This window comes from Halomonas sp. AOP7-B1-5 (assembly GCF_052353045.1).
GTDB lineage: Bacteria > Pseudomonadota > Gammaproteobacteria > Pseudomonadales > Halomonadaceae > Vreelandella > Vreelandella colorata.
This window is the reverse complement of the sequence record NZ_JBQTDC010000018.1, coordinates 15454-26985: the sequence shown is the minus strand read 5'-3', so window position 1 is coordinate 26985 and position 11532 is coordinate 15454. Positions and strand designations below refer to the sequence as shown.

Annotated in this window: 11 protein-coding genes; 5 read left to right on the top strand and 6 right to left on the bottom strand. The window is 56.1% G+C overall.

Translation table 11 applies throughout. From position 1 onward, the window contains the following. Positions 1 to 18: 18 nt before the first annotated feature. The 5 genes from rbfA to ACT3XD_RS10545 all read left to right on the top strand — a co-directional run bounded on the left by rbfA (position 19) and on the right by ACT3XD_RS10545 (position 5470). The gene (gene rbfA, locus ACT3XD_RS10565) at positions 19 to 429 is read left to right on the top strand and encodes a 30S ribosome-binding factor RbfA (protein WP_018917555.1); all 411 of its coding nucleotides are present in this window, start codon (positions 19 to 21) and stop codon (positions 427 to 429) included. Beyond that, positions 429 to 1349 carry a tRNA pseudouridine(55) synthase TruB gene (gene truB, locus ACT3XD_RS10560; RefSeq protein WP_192537958.1) on the top strand — a complete coding sequence of 307 codons (921 nt, stop codon included), beginning with the start codon at positions 429 to 431 and terminating at the stop codon, positions 1347 to 1349. Before rbfA ends, truB begins: the two co-directional genes overlap by 1 nt. A gap of 192 nt (positions 1350 to 1541) precedes the next feature. After that, positions 1542 to 1811 carry a 30S ribosomal protein S15 gene (rpsO, locus tag ACT3XD_RS10555; protein WP_018917553.1) on the top strand — a complete coding sequence of 90 codons (270 nt, stop codon included), beginning with the start codon at positions 1542 to 1544 and terminating at the stop codon, positions 1809 to 1811. A gap of 185 nt (positions 1812 to 1996) precedes the next feature. Further along, entirely contained in the window at positions 1997 to 4159 is a 2163-nt protein-coding gene (gene pnp, locus ACT3XD_RS10550; RefSeq protein WP_192537957.1) for a polyribonucleotide nucleotidyltransferase, read from the top strand. 141 nt (positions 4160 to 4300) lie between these two features. Continuing rightward, a complete protein-coding gene (locus tag ACT3XD_RS10545; RefSeq protein WP_192537956.1) occupies positions 4301 to 5470 on the top strand; it encodes an MFS transporter in 1170 nt (389 codons plus the stop codon). A gap of 86 nt (positions 5471 to 5556) precedes the next feature. Here the strand turns inward: ACT3XD_RS10545 and ACT3XD_RS10540 are convergent, their stop codons facing one another. The 6 genes from ACT3XD_RS10540 to pcnB form a co-directional block, all read right to left on the bottom strand. Beyond that, positions 5557 to 6735, bottom strand: coding sequence for an acetyl-CoA C-acetyltransferase (locus ACT3XD_RS10540; protein WP_192537955.1), 1179 nt, complete (start codon positions 6733 to 6735; stop codon positions 5557 to 5559). 242 nt (positions 6736 to 6977) lie between these two features. Further along, complete coding sequence (gene panD / locus ACT3XD_RS10535) at positions 6978 to 7358, bottom strand: aspartate 1-decarboxylase (protein ID WP_018917549.1); 381 nt, start codon at positions 7356 to 7358, stop codon at positions 6978 to 6980. A gap of 26 nt (positions 7359 to 7384) precedes the next feature. Beyond that, positions 7385 to 8254 carry a pantoate--beta-alanine ligase gene (gene panC / locus ACT3XD_RS10530; protein WP_192537954.1) on the bottom strand — a complete coding sequence of 290 codons (870 nt, stop codon included), beginning with the start codon at positions 8252 to 8254 and terminating at the stop codon, positions 7385 to 7387. A gap of 41 nt (positions 8255 to 8295) precedes the next feature. After that, complete coding sequence (gene panB / locus ACT3XD_RS10525; RefSeq protein ID WP_192537953.1) at positions 8296 to 9087, bottom strand: 3-methyl-2-oxobutanoate hydroxymethyltransferase; 792 nt, start codon at positions 9085 to 9087, stop codon at positions 8296 to 8298. Positions 9088 to 9257: 170 nt separating this feature from the next. Further along, entirely contained in the window at positions 9258 to 9758 is a 501-nt protein-coding gene (gene folK / locus ACT3XD_RS10520) for a 2-amino-4-hydroxy-6-hydroxymethyldihydropteridine diphosphokinase (protein ID WP_192537952.1), read from the bottom strand. 7 nt (positions 9759 to 9765) lie between these two features. Beyond that, positions 9766 to 11151 (bottom strand): polynucleotide adenylyltransferase PcnB, encoded by a 1386-nt coding sequence (pcnB, locus tag ACT3XD_RS10515; protein WP_192537951.1) that lies wholly within the window; start codon positions 11149 to 11151, stop codon positions 9766 to 9768. Positions 11152 to 11532 lie beyond the last annotated feature (381 nt).

Below are 11532 nucleotides of genomic sequence, written 5' to 3'. Positions count from 1 at the left end.
GGCCGCGAGGAGACAACCATGCGCGAATTTAAGCGTACCGACCGAGTAGCCGACCAGCTCCAAAAGGAGCTGGCGGTACTTATTCAGCGCGAAGTCAAAGACCCGCGTTTGGGCATGATCACAGTGAGCGGCGCGACCGTTAGCCGTGACCTGGGTTACGCCGATATCTATGTCACCCTGCTGGGTGAACAGGAGCCCGAGCGTATCAAGGAGAACCTTCAGGTGCTTAAGCGCGCCGCTGGTTTTCTGAGAAGCCAGATTGCCAAACGTATTCAGCTACGCCATGTCCCTGAACTACGCTTTCATTACGATGAGAGCGTGGTGCGTGGGCAGCACCTCTCTTCGCTGATTGAAGAGGCTGTGTCGACTGATCGGGCTCGTCAAGCAGATGAAGAGGGTGATTCTGATCAAGGTGAGGAGACGCGCTAATGGCCCGTCGCCGTCGCGGTTTACCGGTCAATGGTGTATTGCTTCTGGATAAGCCCAAGGGCATTTCCAGCAACCATGCCCTGCAGCGTGTGCGTCGTTTGTTCGAGGCCCAAAAAGCTGGACATACCGGCACGCTGGACCCCATGGCAACCGGCTTACTGCCGATTTGCCTGGGCGAGGCCACCAAGTTCTCCGCGCACCTGCTGGAAGCCGACAAGATGTATCGCACCCGCGTTGAACTGGGTGTGATCACCGACACCGGCGATGCAGAAGGCACAGTGATTGAGCGCCGCGATGTGCCGACGTTAACAGCGGATGATATTGAAGCTGCTATTGCTTGCTTTCGCGGTGAGATCGATCAGGTGCCGCCGATGTATTCGGCGCTCAAGCATCAGGGCAAAAAGCTCTATGAGCTGGCCCGCGAGGGTAAGCAGGTAGAGCGTGCAGCGCGGCGGGTAAGCGTGTATGATGCGCGCCTGCTTGCGTTTGACGGCGAAGCCTTCGAGCTTGAAGTCACCTGCAGTAAGGGGACTTACATCCGCACGCTGGCCGAAGATATCGGTTTGGCGCTTGGGTGTGGTGCTCACATCAGCCAGCTCCGCAGGCTCAAGACAGGGCCTTTTACGGGCGATGCAATGTGGACGCTGGAAGCGCTTGAAGCATTGGCTGATCAGGCCTCGCGTGAGGCTGAATTAATGCCCGCTGATGTGCTGGTAGATCATCTGCCGACGCTTGAGGTGGACGAAACGGCTTACGGGCGCCTAGCCCACGGTCAATCGGCCAACTTGAGTATTGGTACGCTGGCCCCCGATGCATTGGCAAGACTTTATTATGCCGAGACGTTTATCGGCCTCGGTGTTGTAAAAGGTGCTCAGGAAGTAGCGCCCAAGCGGCTGTTAAGTACCGTCGCTATCTCGTAAGAGCTTGGGTAAAACGTTGCAAGGATGTAGCGATTTACGCAAAATTAGTGTTGTAAACGGTACTGGGAATAGTGCTGGAAACGGTACTTGAAGCAGTACTTGAAACAGCACGTTGTAAAGAGTCGCCTGAGACTGCAAATATGCGTGGTCTCACCCATTAAATTTTAGGCATATTGCTTACTGGAGAGACAGATGGCATTAACCGCTGAAACTAAAGCCGAAATCGTCAACGAATACGGCCGCGGCGATAACGATACCGGTTCCCCTGAAGTACAGGTTGCACTGCTGAGCGCCAACATCAATGGCCTGCAGGACCACTTCAAAACCAACAAGCAGGATCACCACTCGCGTCGTGGCCTGATCCGTATGGTAAACCAGCGTCGTAAACTGCTGGACTACCTGAAGCGTAAAGACTTCGAACGCTATCAGTCTCTGATCCAGCGTTTAGGTCTGCGCCGCTAAGTTATTGTTGGCGAAGATTGAGAAACGGGCAGCTCCTTGTGAGCTGCCCGTTTTTTTATGCCTGTCAGTCACTGAGCAAGGTCTTTGCGCCCGGTGATTTTGGGTTTCTGGTAGCCCTAAGGCGCTACAGCGCCTAGAATGGTGACGAGTCAAAACGACCCAAACGAATAGACAAGTAGATATTAATGTTAAAGGAAGTCGCCGTGAATCCGGTAAAAAAAACGTTTCAGTACGGTCGTAGCACCGTCACGCTAGAAACCGGGCGTATCGCTCGCCAAGCCACTGGTGCCGTTATGGTCACCATGGAAGATACTGTTGTGCTGTGTACCGTGGTGGCGCGCAAAGAAGCCAACCCCAGCCAGCCCTTTTTCCCGCTCTCGGTTCATTACCAGGAAAAAACCTACGCAGTAGGTAAAATTCCCGGCGGCTTCTTTAAGCGCGAAGGACGCCCGACCGAGAAAGAAACCCTGACCTCGCGTCTGATCGATCGTCCGATCCGCCCGCTTTTCCCTAAAGGCTTTATGAACGAAGTGCAGGTTATCTGTACCGTTCTGTCCACTGATCGTAACCACGATCCGGATATTGCCGCGATGCTGGGCACCTCCGCTGCACTGAGCATTTCCGGCGTGCCGTTCAACGGCCCGATTGGTGCTGCGCGCGTTGGCTTCAACGAAGAGCAGGGTTATTTCCTTAACCCGACCGTTGAAGAACTGGCGACTTCTGAGCTCGACATGGTGGTTGCCGGTACTGAAAACGCCGTGCTGATGGTCGAGTCCGAAGCCAAAGAGCTTCTGGAAGACGAAATGCTGGGTGCCGTACTGTTTGGCCACCAGGAAATGCAGGTCGCGGTCAGCGCGATTAAAGAACTGGTTCAAGAGGCTGGCAAGCCTCGTTGGGACTGGCAGCCAGCCCCTGAGAACGTGGCGCTGAAAACCGCCATCGCGGACGCGTTTGAAGCTCAGGTGGGCGACGCTTACCGCATCACCGACAAGATGCAGCGCCAGGACGCTCTTGCAGCTCTGAAAGAGCAGGCGATCGAGCAGCTTGCAGCCATTGAAGGCGAGCCGGTTAACGACAAGTTCAGCAAAGACGAAGTAAAAGGTGCCTTTGCCGGTCTTGAAAAGCGCGTTGTACGTTCACGCGTTGTAAGAGGTGAGCCGCGCATCGACGGCCGCGACAACTTCACCGTGCGCCCGCTGGCTATCGAAGTGGGCGTGCTGCCCAAGACTCACGGTTCGGCGGTGTTCACCCGTGGTGAGACCCAGGCGATTGCAGTGGCAACACTGGGTACCCTGCGTGACTCTCAGCTGATCGAGTCGCTGGAAGGCGAGCGTAAAGACCGCTTTATGCTGCACTACAACTTCCCTCCCTACTCGGTAGGTGAAGCGGGCTTCATGGGCGGCCCGAAACGTCGTGAAATCGGCCACGGCCGCCTGGCGCGTCGTGGTGTTCAAGCCATGCTGCCGTCTGAAGAAGCCTTCCCCTACACCATTCGTGTGGTATCGGAAATCACTGAGTCCAACGGCTCAAGCTCCATGGCGTCGGTATGTGGCTCCTCGCTTGCGCTGATGGATGCGGGTGTACCGCTGAAAGCACCGGTGGCGGGTATCGCCATGGGGCTGGTGAAAGACGAAGACGGCTACGCAGTATTGACCGATATCCTGGGTGATGAAGATCACCTTGGCGATATGGACTTTAAAGTGGCCGGTTCAGAAGAGGGTGTTACTGCCCTGCAGATGGACATCAAGATCGAAGGCATCAACGAAGAGATCATGGAGACCGCGCTTCAGCAAGCCCACAAAGCGCGTCTGGGTATTCTTGAGCAGATGAACATCGTCATCAGCCAGAGCCGTACCGACGTCTCCGAGAATGCACCTTCCATGGCCACTATCAAGATCGACCCGGACAAGATCCGTGACGTTATTGGTAAAGGCGGCGCCACCATTCGTAAGATCTGCGAAGACACCGGCGCGTCTATCGACCTTGATGACGACGGCACCGTGCGCATCTACGCCGAAGACAAAGCGGCGGCGAAAAAAGCCATCGATACCGTATTGGCGATTACTGCGGAAGCGGAAATTGGCAAGCTGTATAACGGTAAAGTCGTGCGTATTGCTGACTTCGGCGCCTTTGTGAACATCATGCCGGGTACCGATGGTCTTGTGCATATTTCACAGATCGTTACCGAGCGCGTTAACAACGTACGCGATTTCCTCAACGAAGGCGACGACGTGATTGTGAAGGTGCTCGACATCGATAACCGCAACCGCGTGAAGCTCTCGATCAAAGAGATCACCGAAGAAGAGAAAGCAGCGTTTGCCGCTGAAGGTGAGAACGCCGCGGAATAAACCACCGCGAGGTTGCCCATGCCGCCCCCGTAGCCCCTGGCTGCGGGGGCGGCGTTGTTTGATTAAATGAAAGCTGATTAAAAGAACGTTGGTTGAAACAACGTTTGGTGGATAGGCAGTTTTTGTCAGAAGGAAGTAAGCATGGAAAAGGAACAGGCACCGCGCTGGTGGGCAGTGGTCGCCGTGATGATTGGCATTTTTTTATTGGTAACCGCTGAGCAACTGCCTATTGGATTGCTATCTCAGGTGGCCTCATCCATGGACGTGACGCCGGGTGTTGCTGGTTTGATGGTTACCGTACCGGGCGTGGTCGCTGCTTTTTCAGCACCGCTACTGCCCGTGGCGGTCGGCCGGTTGGACAGGCGCATTATGCTGACGCTGCTTATGGGCGTGATGGTGATCGGTAGCGTGCTTTCGGCGATGGCCAGTAGCTTTATGCTGCTGTTGGCCGCCCGAGTGCTAGTGGGCATCAGCATCGGCGGTTACTGGGCCGTGGCCGGTAGTATCGCTCCGCGCTTGGTGCCCAGCGACAAAGTGCCCAAGGCCATGACCATTATTTTTGGCGGTGTGGCAGCCGCATCGGTACTTGGCGTGCCCTTGGGTACCTTGTTGGGCGATCTAAGCAACTGGCGGGTCGCGTTTGCAGCCCTGGGTGGTTTCAGCCTGTTAACCGCGCTAGCGCTGTGGTACTGGCTGCCGCCCCTGCCGCCCCGAGAGCCTGTCCGCCTGAAGGTGCTGGCTCAGCAGTTTAGTAATCGTGGCGTCAGGGTAGCCGTATTAACCACGGGCTTTGTGGTCGTAGGCCACTTTGCAGCGTACACCTTTATCAGCCCTATCCTTCAGGAAATAAGCGGTGTTGCCCAGCGCCATGTGGGTAGTCTGCTTTTACTGTATGGGGCGGCGGGTATCCTGGGGAATATTGCAGCGGGGATGTTTGCCGGGCGGCACCCGTATCGCGCCGTACTAGCGATCCCGAGCCTATTGCTGCTGGTCGTGGCGGTCTTCCCGCTCCTCGGCGTGCAGCCCACTAGTGGCGTTTTACTGTTAATGGCCTGGGGGGCGGTATTCGGTAGCGTATCAGTGAGTATTCAGACCTGGATTTTACGTACGGCGCCTAATACCGAAGCGGCGACTGCCTTGATGGCTTTTGTGTTCAATCTCTCCATTGGGTTGGGCGCGATGGTTGGTGGCCGCGTTGTCGATGCCACCAGTCTGCCCATTACCATGTGGGCCGCATCGGGCCTGTTCTTGCTAGGCGCGCTGCTGGTCTGGCGAACGCCTTCGCGGATTGTGGGTGAAAAGCATCGCTAAGTATTAAATGTTCAGCATTCGCCAAATAAAAATGCCCCTGTCAGTGACAGGGGCATTGGCGTTTTATCGCCTGCGACTTCCGGGGTTTAGGGGCGCTCAATCGCCAGCGCTACCCCCTGACCGCCGCCGATACACAGCGTTGCCAAGCCTTTCTTGGCATCACGGGCAATCATTTCATGAAGTAGCGATACCAGCACGCGGCAACCGGAAGCCCCAATTGGGTGGCCTAAGGCAATCGCACCGCCGTTGACGTTGACTTTGGACATGTCCCAGCCCAGCTCTTTCTGCACCGCCAGTGCTTGGGCTGCAAATGCCTCGTTAGCTTCTGCCAGGTCCAGGTCATCAAGGCTCCAGCCAGCTTTTTCCAGGCAGCGGCGGGTAGCCGGTACGGGGCCGATACCCATAATGGCCGGATCTACGCCTGCATTAGCGTAAGCCGCAATGCGTGCTAGCGGCTCAAGGCCCAATTCTTTGGCTTTTTCTGCCGAACAAATCATCACGACAGCCGCACCATCGTTCAATGAGGAGGCGTTACCCGCGGTAACGGTGCCGTCTTTTTTGAACGCCGGACGCATACCGGCAAGTTTTTCAGCGGTAATTTCGCGCGGGTTCTCGTCAGTGTCAAACACAACGGGATCGCCTTTGCGCTGAGGGATTTCAACCGGCACGATCTGGCTTTTAAATTTGCCTTCTTTAATAGCGTTAGCGGCATTTTGTTGCGACTGGGCGGCAAACTCGTCCATTTGCTCGCGGGTAATGCCATATTTTTCAGCCAGGTTCTCGGCGGTAATGCCCATATGATAATCGTTGAAGGCATCCCAAAGGCCGTCATGCACCATGCTATCAATAGCTTTCCAATCGCCCATACGCTGGCCATTACGCGAATTGGGGAGTATATGGGGAGACGCCGACATGTTTTCCTGGCCACCGGCCAGAATCAGCTCCGCATCACCGCAGCGAATCGCTTGTGTGGCAAGGTGTAAAGCCTTTAGGCCTGAGCCGCATACTTTGTTAATGGTCATAGCAGGAACAGAAGCCGGCAGGCCTGCCTTAATAGCCGCCTGGCGGGCTGGGTTTTGGCCCACGCCTGCAGTCAGTACCTGACCTAATAGCACTTCATCAACTTGGTCGGGAGAAACGCCGGTTGATTCAAGGATATCCTTAATTACTAACGCGCCAAGATCACTTGCAGGGATACCCGCAAGTGATCCTCCAAAGGAACCGACCGCGGTGCGGCGAGCCGCAACAATGACTACTTCTTGCATGATATGACTCCTAACGTGAGTAAGGCAGACCGCCTGTGATGGCTATTTTGTTTTTAGCGTGTAGCAACGTACGCTACCTACCTTTTGTGTCAGCTGTACTACTCAGCATAGGGGATGGTTGTGCATTGCGGCAATACGCTTTTGGACACAAATAAAAAACGGGCCGTGATGGCCCGTTTAAATGCCTATGGTTTAAGGCAGCTGCACTGGCATCGGTTTAAACCAACTGCCCTTGAATCGATTTAAGCCAACTGCACTGGAATCGCGTGGCTGGTATGGCTTACGTGATTGCCTTCCTGCAAATACACCAGTGCCGGACGGTGCTGTTCAAGCTCGGCCTCTGAATAGTGGGCGTAGCTGCAGATAATGACCCGATGGCCGGGAGCCGCTAAATGTGCCGCCGCGCCATTAATCGAGATTAATCGTGAGCCTTCTTCACCACGAATGGCGTAGGTGGTAAAGCGCTCACCGTTTTCCACGTTGTAGATCTGGATTTGTTCGTTTTCACGAATACCCGCCATATCCAGCAGGTCGCCATCAATCGCGCAGGACCCTTCGTAATTCAGCACGGCATGGGTAACACGCGCCATATGTAGCTTGGCTTTAAGCATAATGGTTTGCATAACAACTCCTGGGCGGCGAAGGCTGCCTAGTGGTGAGACGTGGTTGATTGAGAAGGTAGCTGCACGCTGAGATTATCGAGCAAGCGGGCGGGGCCCAGTTTGGCGGCGGCTAGCAGCACCGCCTCGCGCGTTGTGGCGCTGACAGGCTTTAACTGTGTATCGCGAAGCTCCAGATAGTCGGGGGTAAAGCCCGCATCCACAAGCCGCGCAAGCCCTCGGCCAAGAGCGGTTTCGGCCGGTTCGCCTTGTTCCAGCGCGTCACGCAGTTCGCACAAGATGCGGTAAAGCGTAGGTGCCATCGCACGCTCATTGGCGCTTAAATAGCCGTTACGCGATGAAAGCGCAAGCCCATCCTCAGCCCGTACGATCGGCACGCCGATAATTTCGATGGGCATGTGTAGGTCGCGAACAAACTTACGAATAACGGCTAGCTGCTGATAGTCCTTTTCACCAAAGCAGGCAATATCTGGCTGAACCAGATTAAACAGCATGGTGACCACGGTAGACACACCGTCAAAATGCCCGGGGCGTGAACCACCGCACAGTCCTTCACCCACGTCAGGTACGTGAACGCGGGTTTGCGAAGCCAGCCCATGGGGGTAAAGAGCGCTTACCGTGGGTGAAAAGAGCACGTCGCACCCGGCATCGGTAAGCTTTGCCTGGTCGTCGGCAAACGTGCGCGGGTAGCCATCCAGGTCTTCGTTAGGCCCGAACTGCATGGGGTTCACAAACAGGCTGGCGACCACGATATCCGCATGCTGGCGTGCGGCCGCCACCAGCGCTAAATGCCCGGCGTGAAGATTGCCCATGGTAGGTACCAGCGCGATCCGCTGACCGCGCTTTCGGTAGTCACGCAGCGTGCTGCGTAGGTCGTTAATCTCTCGCAAAGTGTGCATAGTCGTGTCGTATGCTCTGGCGTCGTGAGGGAATCGGTCGATTAAAAGCAGTGCTCGGGAGCAGGGAAGGTGCGGGTTTTGACCGCTTCATGATAATCCTGAAACGCGCCCTGAATGCTGTCCGCGTCAGCCATGAAGTTTTTCACAAACCGCGGAGTGCGGCCGTGGGTCACGCCGAGCACATCGTGCATGACCAGTATCTGTCCATCGGTCTCGGAGCCTGCTCCAATGCCGATAACCGGTACTTCCAGCGCTTCGGTTATTGCCTTGCCTAAGCTTGCCGGTACGCACTCGAGTAATATAACCGAGGCGCCCGCTTCAACCAGCACTTTGGCATCGTTTAAAATCTGCTCTGCCTGGGCTGTTTCGCGGCCCTGTACCTTATAGCCACCCAACTGGTAGACAGCTTGTGGCGTTAAGCCCAGATGAGCGCAAACGGGCACGCCGCGCCGCGTCAGCTCATGGATGCCGTCGGCCATCCAGGCTTCGCCTTCTACCTTTACAAGTTCGGCGCCGGCACGCATCAGCGCGGCGGCATCGTCGAGCATGCGCTGCGTAGACGCATTGCTCATGAAGGGCAGATCGACCATCAACAGGCTATGCCCCTTGCCGCGCGCTGCACAGCGAGTGTGGTAGCAAATGTCGTCGACCGTCACGGGGAGAGTGCTGGTATGACCCTGGAGTACCATGCCCAGTGAATCGCCCACCAAGAGCACGTCAATACCAGCAAGGCTTGCCGCCTGGGCGAAGGAGGCATCGTAAGCGGTTAAGCAACTAAACGTTTCACCAGCGCGCTTATAGGCCTGTAGCGTGCTCAGGGTAACGGGTTTCATGGCATGCTCTCTATCGTCGTGGGCCGGTGCGACATGGGCACCCAGCCATTGTTAATATCACGAATTCGGTATGCTGCGGGCTCAGCATTTTACTAAATAGGCGATTGTTACCCGGTCGAGTACTGGGTGTCGAGTGCCGTGTGCCGAGGCCTGGATAACAAGATGGTCGCTTAACCTGGGCCATCTTCGACTAAACGCTGAATGCCAGGATTGGCAATGTTATCCAGCCAGTGGCTTAGTGGTTGTTGATGAAGGATTAGCGTTGCATCAAGTTCGGCTAGAGGCGCCAGAACAAAGGCGCGCTCATGCATGTGCGGGTGAGGAACGCTTAAGCGCGGATAAGCAATTGTCTGCTGATTATAAAGCAGTAAATCCAGATCCAGCGTGCGCGGTCCCCAGTGACGCTCGCGCTTGCGCCGGTGGCGCTGCTCCAACGACTGCAGTTGATCAAGCAGAGCGAGCGGCGAAAGCGAGGTTTGCAGGGCGACGACCGCGTTCACAAAATCAGGCTGGTCCTGAGGGCCAACCGGGCGGCTTGCGTACAGCGAGGAGGTACCGTGAAGCTTGCTAAGCGGCAGGGTGGCAAGCGCCGAAATAGCCTGGCGTACTTGTGTAATAGGGTCGTCAAGATTGCTACCCAGACCAATATACGCCAGTGCTAACGTTGTCATGCTTTACTCACTGTTCGGGGTTACGCGTGGGTTTACGGCGCCGTTTGCGGCGGCGGTCGCCCTGGCTTGCCGGGTCGCCGCCCACTTTCTGAAGCAGGCGGCGCTGTTCATGCTCATCGCCCTGCTGGAAAGCCGTCCACCAGTCGCCCAGGCCGCGCGGAATCTCACCGGCTTGCTCGCGCAGCAGGAGTAAATCGTAAGCTGCGCGGAAACGCGGGTGCTCGCGGGTCTGGAAAGCGCGCTTGCCGCGCCGTAACGGCAGGCGTGCCTGCAGCTCCCAAATATCGCGCATGGGCATACCAAAGCGTTTAGGGATAGAGGTATGTTCCAACTGACGCGAAACAACCTCTTGAGCCGCCGTTTGCAGCGCCGGTATCGCGGGCATGCCTTCAGCTTCAAGCTCGGCCTGGCGGTTGGCGACCGGCGCCCACAAGAAAGCGGCGAGCAGGAACGCAGGTGTCACCGGACGATCTTCGGCAATCCGCTTGTCGGTATTGGCCAGGGCGTATTCGATTAATTTTTCCGCCCACGCCGCATCGGCCATGGCCTCTTCCGATTCGGGGAAGAGCATGCCAAACAGGCCGTAATGGCTGAGCAGGCGGAAGGTCGCCAGTCCATGACCGGACATAAACATCTTGAGCACTTCATCAAACAGCCGCGCAGGCGGAATTTGCAGCAGCAGCGGCGCAAGATCGTACATCGGTGCTTCGGTGGCAGGCTCAATGGTGAAATCGAGCTTGGCCGCAAAGCGCACGGCGCGCAGCATACGTACCGGATCTTCCCGGTAGCGCGTGGCCGGGTCGCCGATCAGGCGCAGCGTGCGCGATTCAATATCGCGCGCACCGTTGGCAAAATCGTGAAGGCTGAAGTCGGCAATGTTGTAGTACAGGGCATTGACGGTGAAGTCGCGCCGTAAGGCGTCTTCCTCGATATTGCCCCATACGTTGTCACGCAGCAGCAGGCCGGCGTCAGACTGTTGGGCAATGTGATCGCCATGTTCGTCTTGTGGCTTGCCACGGAACGTAGTGACTTCGATGACCTCACGCCCAAAGCGGACGTGAACAATACGAAAGCGTCGGCCGATCAAGCGCGAGTTGCGAAACAGATCGCGCACCTGTTCAGGCGTCGCGTTGGTGGCAACGTCAAAATCCTTGGGCATCTTGCCAAGCAAAGCATCGCGAATACATCCGCCTACCAGATAGGCCTCAAAGCCTGCACCGCTAAGGCGATAGAGCACTTTTAACGCGGCGTCGCTGATATGTTGGCGAGAAACAGGATGCTCGGACCGAGGAATAATGCGTGGGCTGAGAGTGGTTTCACTCTCTTGGGGATCGAGCAGGGTTTTCAATTGCTCTCCCGGGCTATGTAAGAAACGGGTAAATCCTTTGAACATGCGGCGATATCGACTCGCAGGGTATCGAAAAAGTGACCGTGAAGTAATCGGTAAGCCGATGAGTGTAGCCGACCCCTTTACGCTTGCAAAGCACCTCTGGCAGGTTTGCAATCGCCTTACCCTATAAACGCGGAAAGGGGAGGCTAAAAGAGCCTCCCCTATAAAGTGTTCAATCAGCGTCCATGCTGCTGTTTTTCTTCATGATGGCACATCGCCCTGAATACGCACCGCAGTCGATAGGCAGTATCCGACCGCCTCGTATTCAAAACAATAATCCAACCGCGAACTTTTCTTCCCCGACGTATTATTATTGGTTCCGGGGGTGTACACACTCACTGCTATTATTATTGTTCGTGCGCAGATCATTCGGTGTACGTCGCG